The sequence below is a fragment of the Sporosarcina sp. Y1011 genome, from assembly GCF_057669885.1.
Map to the genome: position 1 here is coordinate 42,374 of NZ_JBYHFP010000019.1, position 22,309 is coordinate 64,682.

Annotated in this window: 21 protein-coding genes and 1 pseudogene; 15 read left to right on the forward strand and 7 right to left on the reverse strand. The window is 36.6% G+C overall.

Features of this window, described 5'->3' with window-relative positions; translation table 11 throughout:
- Positions 1-1,263, forward strand: a complete 1,263-nt coding sequence (locus tag AC25Y5_RS16015) for an McrC family protein (protein ID WP_488141176.1) — start codon at positions 1-3, stop codon at positions 1,261-1,263.
- 573 nt (positions 1,264-1,836) lie between these two features.
- Here AC25Y5_RS16015 and AC25Y5_RS16020 read toward each other — a convergent pair.
- The 4 genes from AC25Y5_RS16020 to AC25Y5_RS16035 all read right to left on the reverse strand — a co-directional run bounded on the left by AC25Y5_RS16020 (position 1,837) and on the right by AC25Y5_RS16035 (position 3,640).
- The gene (locus AC25Y5_RS16020; protein ID WP_488141177.1) at positions 1,837-2,625 is read right to left on the reverse strand and encodes a helix-turn-helix domain-containing protein; all 789 of its coding nucleotides are present in this window, start codon (positions 2,623-2,625) and stop codon (positions 1,837-1,839) included.
- 333 nt (positions 2,626-2,958) lie between these two features.
- Positions 2,959-3,087, reverse strand: coding sequence for a YvrJ family protein (locus tag AC25Y5_RS16025; RefSeq protein WP_082786727.1), 129 nt, complete (start codon positions 3,085-3,087; stop codon positions 2,959-2,961).
- A 75-nt stretch (positions 3,088-3,162) separates the two neighbouring features.
- Entirely contained in the window at positions 3,163-3,381 is a 219-nt protein-coding gene (locus AC25Y5_RS16030) for a DUF2922 domain-containing protein (protein WP_488138934.1), read from the reverse strand.
- A 37-nt stretch (positions 3,382-3,418) separates the two neighbouring features.
- Positions 3,419-3,640 (reverse strand): DUF1659 domain-containing protein, encoded by a 222-nt coding sequence (locus AC25Y5_RS16035; protein ID WP_488138933.1) that lies wholly within the window; start codon positions 3,638-3,640, stop codon positions 3,419-3,421.
- Between the two features lie 483 nt (positions 3,641-4,123).
- On the opposite strand from AC25Y5_RS16035, the gene AC25Y5_RS16040 reads away from it, so the two are divergent.
- The 7 genes from AC25Y5_RS16040 (at position 4,124) to AC25Y5_RS16070 (ending at position 9,800) form a co-directional block, all read left to right on the forward strand.
- Positions 4,124-5,026 (forward strand): NERD domain-containing protein, encoded by a 903-nt coding sequence (locus AC25Y5_RS16040; RefSeq protein WP_488141178.1) that lies wholly within the window; start codon positions 4,124-4,126, stop codon positions 5,024-5,026.
- 160 nt (positions 5,027-5,186) lie between these two features.
- Positions 5,187-5,603: a hypothetical protein gene (locus AC25Y5_RS16045; RefSeq protein WP_488141179.1), complete on the forward strand. Its 417-nt coding sequence runs from the start codon at positions 5,187-5,189 to the stop codon at positions 5,601-5,603.
- A gap of 163 nt (positions 5,604-5,766) precedes the next feature.
- A complete protein-coding gene (locus AC25Y5_RS16050; RefSeq protein WP_488141180.1) occupies positions 5,767-7,044 on the forward strand; it encodes a J domain-containing protein in 1,278 nt (425 codons plus the stop codon).
- A gap of 139 nt (positions 7,045-7,183) precedes the next feature.
- Complete coding sequence (locus AC25Y5_RS16055; RefSeq protein ID WP_488141181.1) at positions 7,184-7,543, forward strand: DUF6804 family protein; 360 nt, start codon at positions 7,184-7,186, stop codon at positions 7,541-7,543.
- 124 nt (positions 7,544-7,667) lie between these two features.
- Entirely contained in the window at positions 7,668-7,826 is a 159-nt protein-coding gene (locus AC25Y5_RS16060; protein ID WP_488141182.1) for a hypothetical protein, read from the forward strand.
- Between the two features lie 126 nt (positions 7,827-7,952).
- Entirely contained in the window at positions 7,953-8,444 is a 492-nt protein-coding gene (locus AC25Y5_RS16065) for a DUF262 domain-containing protein (RefSeq protein ID WP_488141183.1), read from the forward strand.
- A 3-nt stretch (positions 8,445-8,447) separates the two neighbouring features.
- The gene (locus AC25Y5_RS16070) at positions 8,448-9,800 is read left to right on the forward strand and encodes a DUF262 domain-containing protein (protein ID WP_488141184.1); all 1,353 of its coding nucleotides are present in this window, start codon (positions 8,448-8,450) and stop codon (positions 9,798-9,800) included.
- 198 nt (positions 9,801-9,998) lie between these two features.
- Here the strand turns inward: AC25Y5_RS16070 and AC25Y5_RS16075 are convergent, their stop codons facing one another.
- On the reverse strand, positions 9,999-10,304 hold the full coding sequence (locus AC25Y5_RS16075; RefSeq protein ID WP_488141185.1) for a hypothetical protein: 306 nt from the start codon (positions 10,302-10,304) through the stop codon (positions 9,999-10,001).
- Between the two features lie 565 nt (positions 10,305-10,869).
- Between AC25Y5_RS16075 and AC25Y5_RS16080 the strand changes: the two genes are divergently transcribed.
- Positions 10,870-12,348, forward strand: coding sequence for an aldehyde dehydrogenase (locus AC25Y5_RS16080; protein ID WP_488141193.1), 1,479 nt, complete (start codon positions 10,870-10,872; stop codon positions 12,346-12,348).
- 364 nt (positions 12,349-12,712) lie between these two features.
- Here AC25Y5_RS16080 and AC25Y5_RS16085 read toward each other — a convergent pair whose 3' ends face one another.
- Positions 12,713-13,600: a hypothetical protein gene (locus AC25Y5_RS16085; protein WP_488141186.1), complete on the reverse strand. Its 888-nt coding sequence runs from the start codon at positions 13,598-13,600 to the stop codon at positions 12,713-12,715.
- Positions 13,601-14,021: 421 nt separating this feature from the next.
- Between AC25Y5_RS16085 and AC25Y5_RS16090 the strand changes: the two genes are divergently transcribed.
- From AC25Y5_RS16090 to AC25Y5_RS16115, 6 genes and pseudogenes are all read left to right on the forward strand, one after another.
- Positions 14,022-14,462: an EcsC family protein gene (locus AC25Y5_RS16090; RefSeq protein ID WP_488141187.1), complete on the forward strand. Its 441-nt coding sequence runs from the start codon at positions 14,022-14,024 to the stop codon at positions 14,460-14,462.
- A 1,048-nt stretch (positions 14,463-15,510) separates the two neighbouring features.
- Positions 15,511-16,401, forward strand: a complete 891-nt coding sequence (locus tag AC25Y5_RS16095) for an acyl-ACP desaturase (protein ID WP_488141188.1) — start codon at positions 15,511-15,513, stop codon at positions 16,399-16,401.
- A 24-nt stretch (positions 16,402-16,425) separates the two neighbouring features.
- Positions 16,426-16,680, forward strand: a complete 255-nt coding sequence (locus AC25Y5_RS16100; RefSeq protein WP_488141189.1) for a hypothetical protein — start codon at positions 16,426-16,428, stop codon at positions 16,678-16,680.
- Between the two features lie 498 nt (positions 16,681-17,178).
- Positions 17,179-18,123, forward strand: a complete 945-nt coding sequence (locus AC25Y5_RS16105; RefSeq protein WP_488141190.1) for a hypothetical protein — start codon at positions 17,179-17,181, stop codon at positions 18,121-18,123.
- Positions 18,124-18,500: 377 nt separating this feature from the next.
- A complete protein-coding gene (locus tag AC25Y5_RS16110; RefSeq protein ID WP_488141191.1) occupies positions 18,501-18,965 on the forward strand; it encodes a DinB family protein in 465 nt (154 codons plus the stop codon).
- Between the two features lie 185 nt (positions 18,966-19,150).
- Positions 19,151-19,327: pseudogene (locus AC25Y5_RS16115) on the forward strand (LexA family protein); the annotation flags it as partial.
- Between the two features lie 958 nt (positions 19,328-20,285).
- On the opposite strand, the gene AC25Y5_RS16120 reads toward AC25Y5_RS16115, so the two are convergent.
- Complete coding sequence (locus AC25Y5_RS16120) at positions 20,286-21,476, reverse strand: M14 family metallopeptidase (RefSeq protein ID WP_488141192.1); 1,191 nt, start codon at positions 21,474-21,476, stop codon at positions 20,286-20,288.
- Between the last annotated feature and the right edge of the window lie 833 nt (positions 21,477-22,309).

The window sequence follows — 22,309 nt, forward strand, 5'->3', positions numbered from 1 at the left end:
TTGAAACATATTACATTAGTTGAAGGATATGATTCGTTATTAATAAGTAATAGTAATAAAGCCAAAACAATTACTCGTGATCAAGCGGAAGAATTAGCGACTTATATTGAAAGCCAACAGTTAAAGGAACAGAATATAATATGGGGAAGTCATTCAGTTTTCTTTTTAAATTACGTAGGTTTTATTCAATGTAGTGATTTTTCTATTGAGCTGCTTCCAAAAGTGACCATTGAAGGAGAGGCTTCTTGCCGTGAAGTATTATATCGAATGCTCAATGAAGTTGGCTATATTAAGACCAATATTAGCAATAAAGCATATGTGTCAACAACGGAAGATGATTTACTTGAATTATTGGCGGCCTATTATGCAAATTTATTAATAAATGAATTACATCGTGGAATCATATCTCGATATGTACAGGTTGAAAAAAACTTAATAAGTTTAAAAGGCTCCTTACTTGTCCAACAACATATACGTGAAAACGTAAGCCGTAACAAACCATATCAGGCTTATTGTGAATTTGAAGAACGAACTATAAATCACAAATTAAATCAATTATTTAAGACAGTAACCTCGATGCTTTTAAAAGTAGTAACCCGCGTTGAAACACAAATCGTCTTGCAACAAGTAATGAATTTGTTGGACGATGTATCAAGTCAAATGATTACTTATTATGAGGCACAGTCAATAATAGTAGACCGCACAAATAACAGATATGAAATTCCGCTTGAGTTAGCTAAATTATTTCTCCAACGAAAAGTAAGCACATTTTCACAAGATACGAGTGTATCATTTTCGATTTTGTTCGAAATGAACGATCTTTTTGAAAAATACATTGCACAATTAATGCATGATGCAATTGAGTTTAAAGTGTATGAACAACATATTGGTCATCGTTTGTTAATAAATGAACGTACAAATCGGGGGATTTTTCAGCTGAAACCGGATTTAGTGATTGAGAATGATAGTTCACAAATAATAATTGATACTAAGTGGAAGAGGTTAAAAAATAGTAATCGTAAAGGTGTACAACGGGACGATTTTTATCAAATGTATGCATATGTGACTCGCTATAAAAATGCAAAAGCAGCAATTCTACTTTATCCATATACAGAAGAATTAAAAGATCCTCAATTTCCAATTGAGCACTGGTCAATTGAGGATCAACTGCATAAAAAGGTGACAGTACATATGGTCACACTGCACAACCGAGCTGAAACGATTAACCAACTAAGAAGAATTGTAGAGTTCCATATGCATTAACTTTTCGGATATAATTTGGTTTGACCCCCTTATTTCGGACACAGTAAAATACTAGTTTTTAGACATCAAGTGCGCTTCCAAGAAGGCTTGTGATGTCTTAATTTTAGTTACCTGTGCGCGGCACTAATCAAATTCGAGGTTTCTGAAAAAACAAAACCAATCATTACTGTTTATCACATAAGTTGCTCCCACAAAAGAATTATCACTATTTCGCCCAGTTCCCAGAGGAGATGGCAAATGGTAGGGCATTCCGTCAATCTGTAACCTTCACTGAAACGCCCTTTCACCAAGCGTGCAGTCGCCTTCGAAGACGCTTTAAATTGCTTGTTTACTAAGGCAATCAAATAATCAATAACAGACACAACGACGAGATCATTCTCGACAAGTTCTTTTTAATACTCTTAAACTCTTAGGTTATTGATAGGGGCATTTTGCCCTCTGTAGAGGGGGCAATTTGCACTTCCTCTTGAGCTGATTTTGCATTCGTCGATGGCGCAAGTTGCACCGACTGACATTGCAGCTTTGTATACATTTTTGGTTGTTTTCTGTTGCACTAGCACCTGCGCACTAATTTCATCGATAGAATAACCCCTCAACGGCTACGTCATAATCCATGAAAGCCTCGCTGAATAAAGCCTTGCCAATGAGTTCACGCAAGACACCTGAATAATAGCCGGGCAGGTTCCGGACTTTTTTCTGTTTCGTTGTTTGTAGCGAAATACGAAGTGCTTGCATGGCCAACTGCTCGAACAGGTCCCCTTTGTCTTCGTGAATACTGAATTTCAGCATTTGCAGGGACTGGTGGCGATAGATGCCGTAAAAATTGCGTGCCAATTTACTTTCTCCGATCGTTGAAGAAAGAAGCGATTTCATCTTGCCGAAAAGTGTAGTAGGCACAATTTCCGGAGGAGACGTTCTTTTAAGATCTTTAGTATTTATCGCTTTAGAACGAGAAGCTTCGGTTTTCGGATTCGCGGGTTCAGTCTTACTGGCAGAAGGCTTTTCGTCATTCTCCCGGCTGTTCAATTTCGACTGGTCATTGGTAGGTATAATGACATAAATGTTAGCGCCTAGTCCGCTCATGACAGGGCGGATGTAGTGAATGCGTTCAATGATTTCGAGCTTTTCTAATTTGCGTATTGCGCGTCGGACAGTTGCATTGGATTTCTTAATGGCCTTTTCGATTGTTTCGTGTTTCAAATGTGCAGCACCGTATTTAACGGAGTAACGGCGGATCATATCGAGAACTGCCCGCTCTGTTTGGTTCATAGCATCCCAGTGCGTGAGTACATGTTGCCTTGTTGCTGCGTCTAAATCGTGTTTTTTTGTGAAGTATGCGTATTCGGAAAGGTATGTTGTCATAAAGAATATCCCCTTTATTCTTTATATAGAAGAAAAGTGGAGGAAAGGGGACATTTTTTTGAAAAAAGTTTTTTTATTTTTTTCAGTTGCTGGCAAGTGAATTTAAATTTGGTTGGATGGACTCATGTAATCAGACAAATAATAAAAAAGTTGAAAGTACATAGAGAATTTAAAGGTTGTCCAAAAAATGGGGAAGTCTCATAAACGGAAAGAAAAGAGGCAACCAAATCGGGGACCGCCCAATGCCTGCGGTGGACCGCCCGAATATGCAGAGAAACCGACCAAACCCGAGTAGCCCTACTGAAATTTCCGCTGATAAGAGATGATTAACATTCACTGCATCTTTAATGAAACCAACACATCATGAATCGCGACGAGTTTTGTTTCGAGCCGGTGCAAAAGATAGAATGATACGAATATCGGGAAACCGACTTCCTGTATGAGACTCATCCATTGTTCCATCTCGTTTCCTCCTCTCTATATACATAAAAAACCGATTCCCAGTCCGAAAACTGGTGAACCGGTCGTTGTTGCTTGTTAGGCGTTTACAAGTTCTGTTACATTTCGCTCAATAACCCGAGCGCTAACAACTGTTGCCAGTGGAGCGCCGTTAATTTCGAATACATTCGCAGCAATGATTTCCTGCATCGCAGCCTCGATGCTTTGCGGAGTCAAATCTGCGCGGGGTTCATCCACCGACAAACTCACCCTTTTTCCGCTCGCTGTGTTGAAGTTCAACTGTAGTGTTTTAGCCATTTTTCATTCCTCCTTTCCCGATTAGTTAATTGGTGAATTAGTTAATCAAACTCGATGTTTCCACGATATCCGCTCCGATGAACGGTAAAGTTGAGAGTCGACCCAGTTGCTCCAGCGCTTGGTACAAGTTCTCAGCTGGTGCATTTTCCTTGATGTAGCGGTACGTCTTTGCTTTGCGGATAAGCTTACCGTCCTCTGTCAAACCACCGTCGAAGAATACGCGGCCCGACGCTTGTTGAAATTCGATTGTTGCTGCCATGTGAATCACCTCCTTTCACCCTCTATATAGAGAGTTAGGGATGAAAAGGAGACATTTTTTTAAAAATAATTATTATTCGTTAAAGAAAGACCGATAGTATCACATACTCTAAGATGTTTCTTTGTTTAAATTGGAAATGGGGAAACCATAAAAGTAGGGGTAGAGCCCGAAATTGTATCTTCGGGCGCACTGAAAATAGATAGAGAAGAAACTATTCTTTCATTAAAAAAAGCAAGCGCGCTTTTATCTTGACCATTATAGGGGAGCGACGTCTGGGTGATGGACAAATTAAAGACTGTATCGTCCCATATTCCAAATGGCATGGATACTGAGGAAGCGATTCTGTTTGGGTATTCCTATGGTTGACATAGGTACCTATTTTTCTGGAACTATTTTCGTATTATATGGTATTATTGTAATAGTCGGAAAAGTGGATACGTTGACATGGGTGTGACAACTGAGTGATGAACTTGGGGGGATATTATGAATGCAGACAATAGTATGATATCGGGATTTTATGAAGGGATATTGATTGCAATCAAGATGTTTATGACGTCAAGTGCGTTTCTGGTTGTCGTCCTATTCGTGATTTTTTGGATCATCCTGCAGTGGAAAATGCCGGTTATGAAAGGGAAGTATGGGGAGTGGGTTGTAAAGACGAAGCTTCGGAAATTAGGGGATGCATACACTGTCTTTCATGATGTTTATATTCCGAATGGTGAGCGGGGACTGACGCAAGTAGATCATATTGTGACCTCCGTTTATGGCGTGTTTGTCATCGAAACGAAACATTACAGCGGTTGGATTTTTGGTGATGAATTTAAACCATATTGGACACAAGTTATCTATAAACGGAAAACAAAAATGTACAATCCAATCCGGCAAAATTACGGCCATGTTAAAGCTTTGCTGACCTACATAGGACAAGAAGAAATGCAGGGTGTCTGTTCCATCATCGCATTTTCATCTAACTCCACTTTTAAATTCAATAAGGGTTTCACCTCAGCACATGTCATACAGTTCCCTGATCTTCTAACAACAATCAGTCAGTACAAGGAGCAGCACATTAGTGAGGATACCGTGAAGGGGATCAATGAAAAGCTCGCGAAACTTTTGGCTCTATATAGAAATGACAGGAAACTTTTCAAGGCTGAGCACATGCAATCGATTCGAAAAGCGAAAAATGTCAAACAGACGACACGTTCACATACGATCCATGCGGAAAAGATGTCCAAGTATGATGCCTCGCTAATACATACTGCTTGTCCGAAGTGTAATGGGCAGTTGACTCTGAAGACAGGTAGATACGGAAAGTTTTACGGTTGCAGTAATTATCCTGATTGTCGAAATACGGAGAGTGTGAATCCGGATCGGCGGGGTGTTTGATTTTGTTAGGTACCAAGTCTTGATAGATTGAAACTCAAACGAATTATTTGCATGAGGTTCAAGTTCAGTTAGAATTTGCTCGATGTCATTGAGGGGGTAGTGGCGAAGATTTAAAACCAGTCAAATAAGGCTATTCAATAAAGCAAAGGGGGGTGCTATTTTGGATCGTACAGAATTTTTGAAAGAGCTAAAACGAATTATGGAAAGTGAAGATGGAAGTACCACAAAAACTACACCGAAAAAGGGGCTGGGGTTTGTTCCCTATAATCGTTACGGTATAAAGTGGGGGCAGGTAGATGCAGAAAAGAAGCATGTCAGATTAGTATTTGACTTGAATCCTGGTTCACTATTGGAAAACATTTTACAAGAGAGGACTGGCCTATCTATAACGCCTCAAAGAAAGCTATCGACGGGTTATCGTTTTTCAAAGACAGAATCTGGGGAAGGTCATGATCAGCTAATTTTGTTTTTGGAAGATGATTTTCTAGAAGAGCCAACAACCGAATTAAATGAAATTCTTCTGTATGCTAAAGAATTTGCTGTTCAATCAAACTTTAAAAGCCAACCGAGTAGATAAGGTTTGAAAAGATGAATTTAGGTACCTAGTCGTTTTTTCTTTATTTTCAGTTTAGTTAATTGGATGTGTGAATTGCTTGTCTTTTTATCTGGCACGGATACCTATTTTAAAATATTTTATTCGAATCGGACCTTTACAAAAACTCAATCTAAATTAATTGGAGGTGGAGTCAATAGAAGATTTCATTGATTATTACGAACTACTGGGTGTATCACCTAATGCCAGCACAGAGTTAATTAAAAGAGCATACAGGATTGGTGCGAAAAATGCCCACCCGGATTCAGGCGGTTCAGAAGCCGAGTTTATAATTTTACAGACAGCATATGAAACGCTTATCGATGATTTTAAAAGAAAGGAATTTGATGAAATCTATAAGAGAGTAGAATTCATGAAGTACAATAATGTTATTGAAGAAAAACAGGATTTTGAAGAGCAAAGTCAATCGACTAATTCTGGTGCTAAGGAATCTTTTAGTGAAAATGACGAACCTTCTATTTCTCAAGAATCTAAAATGAGAAAACTAATATGGAGTTTTATCGCTAGCAGTATAGTAGCGCTGATTTTAATCGCGATACTCTACAATAATATATTGTTAACGGATGAGTATGCCGACAGTACTTCCTATTCAAATGATAGCTATATAAACCCTATTGAAGATGGAGAACCAAATGAAAACTTTGATAATTTAGTCGATACGACTCAAATTGTTAATGATGAAGAATCAAGTGAACCTTTTGCTGGAAATCAGAATGTTATACAGGATGCAGATACAAAAATGGAGCCGAAAGAGATTGAGGAGAACGATCTTTTGGGAAATCACTCATTAAAGATAACTCCACAAATCACTGAAAAGGTTAATTCGGAAACTTCTATTTCGGATAAAGAAAACTTTAGTATTGGGTCATCTAAAGAAGAAGTATTAGTAGTAATGGGGACACCAACGCAAATATCTTCTTATCTGAATCAGTGGAACTACGGATTATCATCAATAGACTTTGATGATAATGATAATGTTTCAGGGTGGAATAATTACAACGATAATTTGTATGTTCATGTTGCCCATTCAGATAGCGGATTCACTTTTACAATGGGCTCATCAAAGGCTGAAGTATTGAAATCGATGGGGACGCCAACGCAAATATCTTCTTATCTAAATCAGTGGAACTACGGATTGTCATCAATAGACTTTGATGATAACGATAATGTTTCAGGGTGGAATAATTACAAAGATAATTTGCATGTTCATGTTGCCCATTCAGAAAGTGGATTCACTTTTACAATGGGCTCATCAAAGGCTGAAGTATTGAAATCGATGGGGACGCCAACGCAAATATCTTCTTATCTAAATCAGTGGAACTACGGATTGTCATCAATAGACTTTGATGACAATGATAATGTTTCAGGGTGGAATAATTACAAAAACGATTTAAAGCTAAAGTAACAGTTATTCAATTACTCTGCAAAAGCACTTGCTTGAAATTCTATTCTTTGATTAATGTAGTCTTTCAAAGACGCTAAAACTACAAAAATACTCCTTATGGCATTACTGTATTAAAGACTAAAACGATGGAGTGAAGTAAATGATTGATTTAGTAAGATTGGGTGTTGGATTTTATTTATTATTTGCAGGATTCATTGGCGTAAATGACTATGATTTGTTGAGATGGATTGTTTTTATTGCAGTCCTTTTTTTAATGTATATGTTATGGAATGGAGAGAAAGTGAACAATGGGATTAAAACATTTTATTTCCTTTTTTTCATAATAATCATAGTTCTTTTTAATCCAATTTCTCCAATTTATCTTTATGATCGGTCAACTTGGGCTTTTATAGATATTTTTACTGGGATTTTATTGATTATTAAGCCTATAGTAATCAATAGTATGATGGACAAGGATTCGGTAGAGTATGAAGATCATTTTGGTAAGAGAAACAATTAATATGTAAAATAATTTTAGGTACCTGTGCGCGGAAATATTCAGTAAATACAATACAATTCTATAATAATACAAAGTAAATCAATGCCATGCGATTTTTATTTACAGTTTGTATACTTCCGGGGATATGAAATCTCAACTATTATGGATAGGGGATATTCAACTGCAAGATGATGAGGGAGAGACCGGTATAGAAAATCTAATTGAAGCGCTTTTTGTAATTACGATTGCCAAGTCGCATTTCATGGGAAACGGGAAAGGAATTGTATTTGATTTTTTTGATTAAGTACAAATCCTTGATTATGGAGTATATTTGAATAAATATAAGCTCGTGTGCTAATCACTCACACACAACTATGTTCAAAGTCCAATTGACTGTCTAAGATACTAACAGAAGGGACGCGACAAAAAGATGAGTCAAAACTTGAAAAATAAAATTGAAGCAACAGATACAAGCATCAATAAACTCCTAAAAGATCAAAAGTTTACGATTGATTATTTTCAACGAGAATATCGTTGGCAAGAAAAGCATATCAAGCTTCTTGTTGAGGATTTAACATCTACTTTCCTGAAATCTTATAGTGAAGAACACAAACGTTCAGATGTTGTAAGTTATCAAAGTTACTATCTGGGACCTGTAGTTTTCAGTATAGATTCAAACAGTGGGAAGAAATCGATTGTTGACGGACAGCAACGTATTACGTCGCTTACGTTATTGTTAATTTATCTAAATCACTTACAAGCAGATAGGGATAAAAAAGTGTCTATTAGCGAACTGATTTTCTCGGAGCGATTTGGAGAGAAGTCATTTAATATGTCCGATGAGATGCGTGAGCCATGCTTAAAGGCTTTGTTTGAAGATGGTGCTTATACACTGAAGCCAGAGGACGATCAAACCGTCTAAAACATGATAGATCGCTATGAAGATATAGAAGATTCTTTTCCTGAAGAACTTACGAATGAGAGCTTGCCATATTTTATAGATTGGTTAATTGAAAACGTTGTGATTGTAGAAATCATTGCTTATTCAAATGAAAACGCATATACCATCTTTGAAACTATGAATGATAGAGGTTTAAATCTAACGCCTACAGAAATGTTAAAAGGCTATGTTCTCTCTAATTTTGAAAACATTGATCAACGCACAGAGATAAATGAATTATGGAAAAGGCAAATCCAGTTACTTCAGCAATATGAAGAAAATGCAGATCAGAAATTCTTTCAAGCTTGGCTTAGAGGGAAATATGCCGTTTCAATAAGGCCAGGTAAAGCAGGAGCAGAAGATCAAGATTTCGAATTGATTGGTTCACGCTTTCACAATTGGTTTAAAGATAACCACAGAAACCTGCTTCATTTGAATAGTTCATCTGATTTCTATAAATTCTTTAAAAATGAATTCCCTTTTATGGTGAAATGCTATTTACTAATATGGGAAGCTCAAATCAAATTCACTTCGGCTATTCCGCATGTCAATTATATTGATAGTTGGGGAATTGCGGAATCTCTTCAAGACCCTTTGCTATTAGCCTCGATTAATACGGATGATGATAGTTCCACTATTAACAAAAAGATCGATTATGTTTCTAGATATATTGAAACGTTTACAGTTAGACGAGCTGTGAATTATCGGAAGTTTGGTTACACTTCCATCAAATACAAAATGTTTCTAGTAACGAAGCTTATCAGAAATAATGATGTAAATGAATTATCTCGAAATTTAACAAATGAAATTAAAGCTATCCCAGAAGATTGGGATGGTGTGCTGGACTTTAGATTACATGGTACAAATCGTAAAATGGTAAAGCACTTACTGTCACGTATCTCTAGCTACGTAGATCAGTTAGTAGGCAAAGATTCGAATTACACTTCATATCAAAACCCAAAAGGTAAGCCGTTTGAAATTGAACATATCTGGGCAAATAAATATATTGAACATGCAAGTGATTTCGGACAAGAAAATGATTTCCAAAGGATGAGAAATTATATTGGGGCGTTAATATTATTACCTTCTGGGACAAATCAATCATTTAACAGCGACAAATATGAAGACAAGATACATCATTATTTGAAGGAAAATACTTATGCACAAACATTACATGAAGATTATTATAAAAAGAACCCTAACTTTTTGAATTCAGAAGTAATCAAAAATCTGCAATTCACGCCACATGAGAAGTTTAAAAAGAAAGATGTTGAAGCTAGACAAGAACTAGTAAAACGGTTGTGTGAAAAGATCTGGTCAGTAGATTATTTTTCTTAATAGTGTTCGAAAACAACTTCTGTATTTTACTCTAGAGCTTAATTTTAGATACCACTGTGCGCGGCATTATTCCGTAAATACAATACAATTCTATAATAATACAAAGTAAATCAATACCATGCGATTTTTATTTACAGTTTGTATAATTACTTGAGTGTGTGAATTGTTTGTCTTTGTGTCTGACACAGGTACCCCTTTTTAAGTTAGCTGGCCGAGTAAGTCCACTAGATGCTCTGTGTTTATATCGATAAGTCGACGACTAATTTGTGAATAGCTAATAGATTGTAAATCCAATTCCCGTTGTAATGAGTTATTGGAACGAATGTTTTCAGCAATTTCTCGATGGCTATCCCACTTGCATAAGGTGCCTACTATAAATGCTTTTACCAGGGCAAGATCCGTTAACTTTTTTTCGTCGTAGTTCATCAATGGACACGCCAATTTAGTAACTGGCAGCAATGATAAATATTGACGAAAGACTAAGTTTTGGTCTATGCTTCCCATAGGGAGTCTCCTTTCTGTGTGATAAAAACTGGTTTAGTCGTCAGTTATTATTTTACAGGCGGAGCTCCTTTTTTGCATTTCTCAAACACTTTGCAGGTATAACACTATTATTTGTAAGTATTTTTACAGTTATGCAACGCTAGTGAGCACACACTACTCATTTACCAAATGAAGTTTTTGGTGTATTCTTGTCCATGCGTGAGTCCTTTATATTGGATTTGTACAGGAACTACCTGTACAAACCATAATAAAGGACTTTTTGTTTTGTTTTCATTTAGTTTTTGAAGATTATGTGTGTTTTTAATGTTGTGTATTTTTTAATGCAACGCTCGTGTCTTTCTATATAATCTGCATTTCCTTTATTGTCAATGAGGACCCTAGATGCTTAAAGGCGCCCCCAAAAAAACGGGCGAAGTGTATGTATCTATAAAAAGATTATTAAGCATTATTTCAGTGTGTTCCACATAGAGGAACTAAGGGTTTGCATATGAAACAATCGATTGATACCATAAGATTGTGGATAATAAGAATATTCTTAATTATAGGGAGGAATTTAATAATGGTCATACAGGCAGAAAAAATCGTTCAGAAAATTGTTAAACCTTTTGATTGCTTACATTATATTGACGGTCAATTTGTAGAATCTAAAAATAAAAAAACGTTCAATAATGTGAACCCAGTAACTGAAAAAGTTTATGGTACCATCGCAGAAGGAAGCAAGGAAGATATTGATTTAGCTGTTAAGGCTGCTAAACGTGCTTTTGAAGAAGGACCATGGGGGAAAATGAGTACAAAGGAACGTTCAAATATTCTCCGTAAAGTTGGTGATATTCTTGAAGCAAGACAAGAAGAAATCGCCCAATTAGAATCATTGGATACAGGTAAACACCTTAAATTTTCACGTCATGTTGATGCCCCTCGTGCAGCAGCAAACTTCCAGTTCTATGCGGATTACGTGACGTCTGTAGGAACAGAAGCATACCAAGATGATACGCATAATGCGATTAACTACGGATATCGTCGTCCAATTGGAGTCGTTGGATTAATCCAGCCGTGGAATCTTCCATTATTCTTATTAACTTGGAAATTAGCCCCAGCTTTAGCAGCCGGCTGTACAGTAGTTATAAAGCCATCTGAATTAACACCGATGACTGCAACATTATTAATGGAAATCCTTAAAGAAGCTGGTGTTCCAGATGGAGTAGTTAACATGGTTCACGGCTTTGGACCTGGTGCTGGAAGTGCAATCAACAAACACCCTGACATTGCTGGAATCGGCTTTATCGGACAGGTGAGCACAGGCTCTAAAATTATGGAGGAAGCCGCTCCTACATTGAAAAAGCTTTCTTTCGAATTAGGTGGTAAAAATCCTAACATTATTTTCGCAGATGTAGATATTGATGAAGTCGTTGAAACAACGATTCGATCAAGTTTCACAAACCAAGGAGAAGTTTGTGTCTGCGGTTCAAGAATTTATGTTGAACGTTCAATTCATGATGAATTCGTAGAAAGATTTGCAGCGAAAACAAGAGAATTAAAAGTTGGCGATCCTTTTGATATGGACAATGATCAAGGCGCATTAGTTGCCAAAGTACACTATGATAAAGTAATGAGCTACTTGAAAATTGCTGAAGAAGAGGGCGGTACTTTTGTAACTGGCGGTAAACGCCCAGAAGGATTGGATAAAGGATATTTCATAGAACCAACGATTATTACTGGTTTAGATGACACATCCCGTTGCGTTCGCGAAGAAATCTTTGGGCCAGTCGTTACAATTATTCCGTTTGACACAGAAGAAGAAGTGATTGCCGCAGCAAACGATACGCGGGTGGGCTTAAGTAACACAATCTGGACGAATGATATCCGTCGTGCACACCGTGTAGCACAATCAATCGAATCAGGATTATCTTATATCAACTGCTGGTTCGTACGTGACCTAAGAACTCCATTTGGCGGTACGAAAGATAGTGGAGTAGGACGTGTCGGTGGTAGTCACAGTTGGGAATTCTATACAGAATTAACGAATATTTGTGTGAAGTTATAAGAGTAATACAAGGTTTTCATTCGCATTAATTGAAACAAAAGAGGATAGTAAATACCTATAAATTATGATGCCATAAAAGCCTAATTTCTCGGCGTTGGAATTGACTGCATGATGTAATCCACCAATTCTAAAATAAAAAGCGTCAACTCCGGTTATAGGGGTTGGCGCTTTTTGGATTTTCAGAGAGCAGGCTTTTAGTGCGATGCGGTGATGTTCAAGCAGAAAAAATTACAGGTTGCCTGTGCACTACACAATTCAAGCACGATTCTGATTTGTTCCTTCCGTGAAGCAAATCTGATTGTTGAAACAAACATGAAAGTTTCGTGCACAGGCACACACCACTTAAATTCACCCAAAACTAAAATCAATTTGGAAACCCCACATCATGATAGAGACAGGAACGTTTTAATTTTCGTGTGTAGAATTCATTTCTTGTTGGCTGCGTTTCATATAATTGAATTTCTTGCAACAACTCTTCTTTTGTGAAAAATCCGGGAAAATAGCTTTGGCATGAATCACAGAAAAACCATCCGTCCAAATGATCCATATTGATATTAGCAATCGGTTCAATATCGTGACATTCGCCTTCACATAAATATGCTTTATCAATGTAGATGGAATCAATCATATCCACGCCAAACTTTTCATCTAAAATTCTACTAATCTTTTCTGCCTCTTCTTTTGTGTCAAAATAAAATGCCATTTCATCATAAGGGTGCACACGATCCTTTAATGAATGGGCAAATTCATTTTCTTCAATACTCGTAAGAAAGGTGACAAACTCTTCGCCCGACATCCATTTGTTTTTAAGTAAAGGATGGTCTATTTGAAAAGACATATAATAATAGACATCACGTTCTGGTCTCCACTTTTGTATTTTTCTTTGAAGATGTTGGAATTTTGTATAGTATCTATAAATTTCTTGAGCGAAAACTCCATCATCTCCTTGCTTGATATAGTAATCCCAATAGGGTTCCATTTCTTCGACAATAAGATCAAGCAAATCGTCAACACTCCATTGAAAGTTTTTCCCTCTCTCGATTATTTCATCTTCCCAATGATCAGACCAATCGAAATATACTCTTCGCATTGCTTCGTAATCATCGATATATGGGTGAAAATGATCCGTACATTTAATATCATTTTCCTCATAATATTTTTCATAACAATCATCTTCACAAAACATAGCTCCGAACTCATTTACTCGATATCTATCTGTCGCTTTCTTATTACAATACAAACAAGTTTTCATATAATCCCCTCGCTTTCTTTATGTAATATACATAGGCTTCTTTTGATTTGTTACGGGGCTTTATGTGAAGATTTTAGTTGGGTGGGAATCTTTTAGCATAATTACTTGTTTTTTGTATGACACAGGTACCTCTTATTTTAATGAAGTTAATAATTCGACTCGTTTTTAAGTAACTTGCCCACTGCTCTGTTCATTGTTTTTTGGATAGAGCAATTAGGACACTTATTTGTAGGTGGTATAATGAAAGAAGGAATTGGTTACAGGTTGCCTGTGCACCACACAATTCAAGCGCAATTCTGATTTGTTCCTTCCGTAAAGCAAATCTGATTGTTGAAACAAACATGAAAGTTTCGTGCACAGGCACACACTACTTAAAATGTGCTACGAGTGGCTTCTAATCGGGACTAGGGGGGGAATTGTAATGCCAGTTGCTATTCCAGCTAATCTTGCTTCGGTTATGTATATCCAAATGAGAATGATTGCAGCTATTGCTCATATTAGAGGCTATGATTTAAAGGATGATCAAGTTAAAACCTTTGTATATGCGTGTTTAACTGGCCAGTCTGCATCAGAAATAGTAAAACAAAGCGGTATTAAAATTGGTATGAAGGTCGGAGAAGCGCAAATAAAAAGAATTCCAGGTGAGGCTTTGATAGCTATTAATAAAAGGGCTGGTTTTAGGTTAATTACCAAATTCGGAGAAAAAGGTGCAATAAATTTGGGGAAAATGGTTCCGTTATTGGGAGGTGTTGTTGGGGGTACATTTGATGCTTCAACGACTTTTTTGATTGGAAAAGCAGCCCAAAAAACATTCATTGATGGCGGATATGATAAAGAGAATGGAATCAAAATTGATATGTAGTATTTGATAAACGTGCACGGTACTATTCAGTAAATACAACTCAATACACTAATAATTAAAAGTGAAAAGCGAGCTTTTAATAATCTTCAATTTATAGATGCGGAGAAAGATGAGTTTGCTCGAAATGCAGATGCATGGCTGATAGCTTACTGTTAGGTACCTGTGCGCGGCACTATTCAGTAAATACTATACAATTCTATAAAAATACAAGGTAAATCAACACCTATGGGATTTTTCATTACTTTTTTTTTAATTACTCGAATGTGTGAATTATTCATCTTTGTGTCTGAAACAGGTACCTCTTTTACTTACGGGAATAGGATTTTTGAAGTTGAATAAACAGCTGGGGCTACAAATGAAGGAAGTTAGATGAATCAAAGAAAAAGCATGAACCTCAGATTGGGAGGATCATGCTTTTTCCATTCCCCGATAAAAAGGGGGGTACTCGGAAAATTTGATGGTTTTTTTCAATTGCACAAACTGTTCTTGCTGACGATTCGTACGTAAAACGCGTCCGTACAATTTGATGGAGCTGACTCATGTAGCCATTCGGCCATGCAGTCGCAAGGTGTTTGGTACGCGATCCGCTTCATTGAAGTCAGTATCTAGTTGCACTTTAAACAAAAAACGTTACGCTTACTGCTTGATTAACACATTAAATCGGAACCCACTCACACGGTTCTTAAAAAGTGAAACATCGCCAGCAAAGCAAATTTTCCGCCAAGGCTGTGCAGTTCATCGTCAGATTCACCCGTAGGTTACTCGTCTACTCGGTTCATCCTCCGGTAGTTCCGCCTTGTAATCTATGTATACCCGTGGTGGAGCATGGTAAACTACTTCTAACAAAGTAATTCGTAAAATATTTGTTATTTTGTTTTCTTCTTTTTAAGATAGTAGAAAGTTTCTTAATGTAAAGGAATGAAAGGTTGGAACAATACGGGAATGTCGTAACTAAAGGGGGAGTGGTGGTTTGAAAAATGAAATATAATTGTTAAAAAAATTCAAATGGTTTAAAGTTAACAGTAAAGCACCTAAAGGAGAAGAGATCATGTTAAATTCAGATTTGGATATACGCTTAGAACCGCGCATTAAAGAATTATATCAATTACATAAGGAACGTTCTGCAAATATTGACTGGAGCTATCACGAATTTATTCCATGGGACAAGGCCATGTCCTTTAAACGAGTTCCTTGGGATGAGAGTCAAGTAACTCTTCCAGAAGGTGTAATTACTGCGGTAGAAACAGCATTACTTACAGAAGTAAATTTACCTTGGTATACTTCGCATTTGGATTATACATTTAAAAATTCAATGGAAGTAATAAATGATTTCGTACGCACTTGGACTGCTGAAGAAGACCAGCACTCTAACTTACTTGAAACGTATTTATTGGTGACACGAAACGTAAATCCCACAAGATTGCATGAATTAAGAAAACGAGTAGTTGAAAGTGGTTGGTTTCCAGATTTCACTAATCCTCTAGCGACAATGGCCTATACTTCATTGCAAGAGTTAGCTACACTAGTTTTTTATAATAATGTAGCTAGGATAGCGGGTCTTTACGACAAAGATTTAGCAACATTACTTCGACGTATAGCGAAAGACGAAGCGCTTCATTATGCATTCTATCGCGACACAGTGAAAGCACATCTTGAACTTGATCCGAATTTCATTGTTTATTTTGAGAATGTAATTATTAATTTCTCTATGCCAGGTGCCGTTATGCCAGACTTTAACGATAGAATGAAAACCATTGCAATAGATACGAATTATGGACCACTAGAATACTTTGACCAAGTATTAGATGTAGTTATTAAATACTGGGATATTGCCAACTTGCAACCTACTAGCGAAGATGCCAAACAATCACAAGCGAATATAATGAAATATCATGGGCGTTTAAAAAGAATTAAAGATCGCCATCTAGGAAAAAAATAAAAGGTGTGAAAGGGTTTTTTTATAATGAAAACAACTTGCGAATTATGTGAAAAAGAAACGAAAGATAAAGTAAGTTATTTGGAACTTGAAACATGGGAATTTGATTTTTTAAAGAAAGAGAAAAAAGACTTTTACTCTATTTGTTTTAATTGTTTTGACAAACATACGAATGATTTCATTGACAAAGAAATGGATCTTGTATTGAGAAAAAAACGTTCTCTTTTGGTGAATAGAGAGATCCAAGAAGAAATCGAGGCTATTCTTGAAATCGAAAATTAATTACTCAACTATATTTATTGAGCCTAAGTTGAAAGCATATGAGCAATAAATTGAATCTCTTAAAACAGTATTACAAGCACGTAATGTATTAAAGATGCATCACTTTAGTGAAATAGATGAAATTTGGATTGGTGAAAAGAAAATCCAACTAGGTTTCAATGATATTAACTTGCTTTGTTCCATATGACATTCCTATATCAGGGTTGCTTCATTATATATGAGGAACCGAGTATACAGGAGTCGGAAAAAGAAAGCCATCTTCTTCGGAGGGGGGCTTTTTACGTTCTAAAATATAACTATAGACAAGAACGGATTGCCTATAATAATGATAATGCTACAATTGTTATATTGAAATTTTAAGCAACTAGTGCAAGGGTTCAAGGCACCTCGATATCGTTTTGTTGTAACCAAAAGATTGTTTTTCTCGATAAATAGCAATTGCGGATGTGTTTTTGAAGCCTCTTTTCTATTTTTAGCAGGGTATCTGGCTAATAAAGATTGCTCTTAAATATTTGTACTTTTAATTATAAGGAAAGTGATTTAGAAGAATTATTACGAAAGAATATCGATGTGATATGCGATGAAGAAGAATCGATGCTGATTGTGGGAAAGCAAGTACGAAATGCCCAGCATGGAATTAGTGATCTTACTGCAGTGGACAACAAAGGAAATATTGTCTTAATTGAAATCAAAAGAGATCGGAAAGATATTGAAGGCAGAAAAGAAGCCTTTGAATTTCAAGCCATTCGGTATGCAGTAAGTTATGCAACTATTGAAGACTCAGAGGATTTAGTGAATAAAATCTATGCCCCCTATATCGAGAAATATCGAAGTGAATTCGAAAACGGCCCTTTAACGAGCGTTGAACTCGGGAGTCGAAAGTTAACGGAGTTTTTGCAGGAAAATGGGGCGGAAAGTAATTTTAATAAGAGCCAAAAAACAATACTGGTTGCTTCTGATTTTGATGAGCAAACCCTGTCGGCAGTTGCTTGGTTGAATAGTAATAGTGTTGATATTACTTGTTTTAAAATGATTCCTTACAAAATACAAGATGAAGTGTACATAAATATTGAAAAGGTTTTGCCAGTTAATTCATATAGGGATTATTATGTTAATTTCATAGAAAGTCCTATAAAAAGTAGTGCACAGAGAACAGGCATTACGAGGAGAAATCTGCCTAAGATTAATGAAATGCTTGTATGGGGCGTTGTTAAGGCTGGTGATACGATAGTTGCAAAAGGTCGGGAAGATGAAGGGAAACTTCTGGCCAATGGAAATGTTGAAGTGAATGGTGGAGAAATCTCCATGCAGAAATGGTTAAAAGAACTTTTTGGCTGGTCTAGTATCCAAACCTATGTGTTTGTTGTTCATAAGGAAACTGGAAAGTCGCTTTCTCAAATTCGTGAGGAGTATATGGAGAAGGAACAGGAAAAGTTAATTTAGTAATTATTAATATAGTTCCGTGAGAATTCCTTTATAATACAAAGTAAATCAACACCTATGCGATTTTTCTATATTTTTTGTATAATTACTTGGAAATTTAAATGTTCGTCTTTGTGTCTCACACAGCGTACCTCTTTTAAGTTGTTTTATATAAAATCAAAACTAGAGGATTGAATAACAAAGGTCTATCGAAAAGAATGTTACTCCCCACATGATATGTACATCCATCTCATAGCCAAGGGGATACTGAATTGACATTCATATATTACCTATGTCGGCCAGGTATGATATTTCCGGAGATTCACAAAGCAATTGTGTTAGACAGAGTGAGGTGATATAGTCTCAATACTATTCAGAAAAAGAGGGGAAGATAGTAAATGAGTAAATATTTAACAAAACAACTCGAACTAACGCGTAATAAACTGCTTTATGACGTCAAAAAGCTGGATGCAGGTGTGATCGATGTACAGCCTGATGGTTTAAACAACACAATTCACTGGCACATTGGTCACATCCTAACTGTAGCCGAAAAATTCCTGTTTGGCTTTCCGGAAAAGTCCCAGTATATCCCTGAGAATTACATAGGGCTATTTGTCAACGGCACCAAACCTGCAGACTGGACCGGTGTCGTACCTACAGTCGAAGAATTAACCAAACAATTAACCGAGCAGCTGGGGCGCATCAAACAGATTCCTGCCGAGCACTTTGAAAAAGTGCTTGAACAGCCGATATTCGGGGAAAATACATTCGGCGAACTTGCAGCAGTCCTCGCTTGTCATGAAGCCAACCATATTGGGCAGATACACGCGATGAATATTACGGTGAAAGCGGCAGGGAAATAAGCGAAGCAGAAGTTAACAGCTTAGGCAGCATCCTGGATGTGAGGCTTAGCGCACTTGGGCTGCTTAAGTATTTTTGATGAATTTAGCATTGTTTACCACCATTGACTTACCGGTCCATTGGATTAAAATTAACAATTCATCTTTATTTTTTGTATAATAAATAAATTGGCTGCTGTGCACCACACAATTTCGGAGAAATAGTAGTTGCCATGACGGAAGACGATGAAGCTACTGTTAAACGTTTTTTTAAAGAGACATCATACTTCCATTTGCAACCTGAAAATTCATCTATGGAACCAATTATCGTTGATCAAGTAACAATCCTAGATAAAGTTGTTGGTGTATATCGTCATATTCAATAGTATTAGATATACTTGATAATTGTCGTGAAAACACGTATGATCACTTAGAGCCGATATCATATCTAAACGAAAAGTGGACATTTTCGTTTAGATTATCGAAAAAACCCCCTTTACCTTTATGGTTGAGGGGGTTTTTCTTTTAGAAAAAAAGAATATGAAATTTTCACCTGGTATCTGTCTAGTTCGCACAAGCGCCCGTTACTTTAAGTACAATACTTCACAATTTTTTTTGGGTCTCGGCAGATTTTTGTGGATTTATAATGATAAGAAATATGCAGAATTTCATGCATAACTAAGACTGTGCTACATTTCTTTAAATGCTCCTAAACCTTCTCCGATTTTTCATAAAAAACTTTATAAACAATGTTCACAAAAAAAGCCGAAAAACGTTTATTTAACAACATTCTTGGCTTTTTTTGTGTATTACCAAGCTTTCATTTGGCAACGTTATAAGATTTAGCATTACAAAAATTTACGCCTAAATGATTACCTAATCTATTGTTCCTTTTTTTCGGAATTCAAATATTCTTCTTTTAAAATAGAATAATATGCGCTATCTACTAGTGCACCTTTTATCATTTGGTTTTTACGAAGGATACCTTCACATTTCATGCCTAAGCGAATCAATACTTTTTGGGATATTCAAATATCCATACGACGATGTTATATACGAACCCTACCCAAAAAATGTTGGAGAAAATGAATCAATAATAGAAGACCACAACTAGTGTAACGCAGGGGGGCATACCGCCAATAAAACCACAACGGCTCTTGCGTGTCTTACATTCCTTTTCTTAATACATACAGTGTAGTTTGTATGTACGTTGTGTGTGACACTGCCAATACATTAATAAAAGTGGATATCTGGTCTTTTTTGTAGGGTAACTCAATTACGTGAGTTATTCACCCTTGTTTCATTCTCGGACACTCGCATAATAGGTCGAGTTTTGTTAATGAATCATACATATAACCCTGCTAGAAAAATCCCTAACGCCTCTTGATAAATTTCATCAAACTGGTCTAATGGAAGCGGATTTATTCCTGAACCAAGTTCAACTGTGAATCCAGGTCTCCGCCATTCCTGAATAAACCAATCCTTATATCCAGCGTAGCTTTCAATTGTTTGAACCGGTTCGTATCCGCTAACCCTACTGAACTCGTTAACAAGAACTTCAGACTCAGGGGGTTCAAGGTTCTCGTATCCCCAATAGATAACTTCTCCCTGTGTATGAAAAGCTAGTACTCTTGCAAAATCCCGTCTTCTTGTTAGGTCCGCGATCGCAATTGCCTCAGGTTCGGACAAAGGACTTTCACCTCCATAATCTCTTGGACCCGGATTCTTAGGATTACGGGCTCTTTCCAAATCCCAATTGGCAGGAAATTGATCATTCAGATCCACACCTCTTATATTGGCTTTCCAACCTGAAAAGTCAAAGCTACCATTATTCAATTCAACAACACTGCTACGCCATGGCTCATTTGCAGGCGGACCATTTAACACCAAATTTACTCCGTCCGGGTTGACCATCGGAACAATGGATAATGTCGTTTGCTGGTAAAAAGGGAGTGTGAAAAGACCGCGGATAGTAGTTTGGTTCGTTATGGAAAGCAAATAATCATTTAAAAAGTTCAAAATGATAGGGGTAGTAATCCATTCATTCGCATGAAATGAACCATTATAATGAACTCGTTTAGTTCCACTACCAACCACAATTTCTGGTATTTCTCGTCCTAAAACGGAATTTCCTATAGACGGGGTTTGCAAAAATGGATAAACGACGAGTAACCTTCTGATATCATTCATCATGATGTCGTAATCATAATTTTGTTTCCCGTTTATAAGCCTCCAAGTAATCCTTTTAGGAATTTTAATCATCTGTCCGACCTGCAGGCGATTTGGTTCAAGATTAGGGTTGACGAGAAGAAGTGTATACAAAGGGAGATTTTGTCTTTGGGCAACCAACCATAAAGAATCTCCTGTTTGAATTGTATAATTGATAGCAACGAATCCTGGAATTCGGATTTTCTGACCTACCGTAAGTATTTGTGGATTGATGTTTCGGTTGGAATCAATAATCAGTTGAAGAGGCATCTTGAATAGCTGGCTGAAATTCCAAAACGAATCACCAGGTCTAACAAATATATCCATGTCGTTTCTCCTCTTTGTTGAAAATACTTAGTAATAAAAGTATATGAAGTCATCGTATCTATATTACTCGCAACCAAAGCAATGATTGTGCTCGCCTCAAACGCAGGACTTTAACAGATGGTACGACTAAATATAGAGCAAGTTGATAAAATTGATTTGCCAGTGGGGTAGGGGATTGTGTATGCATTGCACTCGTTGTGTGGGTACGATTTTTGGAAAAGATCAATCTTGTGGGACTTGTGAAAATAACCTTTTGTTAGGATCTGCATCCTTCCTTTCTAATTCAACTTTCTGTTCATTCGGGCTCTTTTTCAACCTTATCGACAATCTCTTTTGCAGGAACTGACACTTCAACCTTTTTGGGTTCTTCTATATAAGTGATTTAATAGGGCGGCCCACGAAATCTCTTTATCATACGGATTATTCGCTTACTATTTCTTTACTTTTTTAAAAATTACTCAGATGTATGTGTGGTTTGTCTTTGTGTCTGACAAAGTGGTACCTCTTTTAAATTGAAAAGGTATTGGAATAGAAAGGTGTTTAATTTCTAATGATGAAAAAGGATTGAGATAGTGTACTCCGGTGCGGTTTCATTAGAAATGAAAACTATTTTAAATAAGACTTGTATTTCATGAGATAGAATGGTATATTTACTAAGTTGCTTTTGCGACATAATGAAAACAACGAAAAAAGAAAGTGATATTAGTTGTTGACACGAACTGAACGAAATGTTATGATATAAAAGTTGTCGCAGGAAATGACAATTACTAAAGATGAAGGATGCAAGTTAATTCTTCTGACATGAACCTTGAAAACTGAACAGCAAAACATCA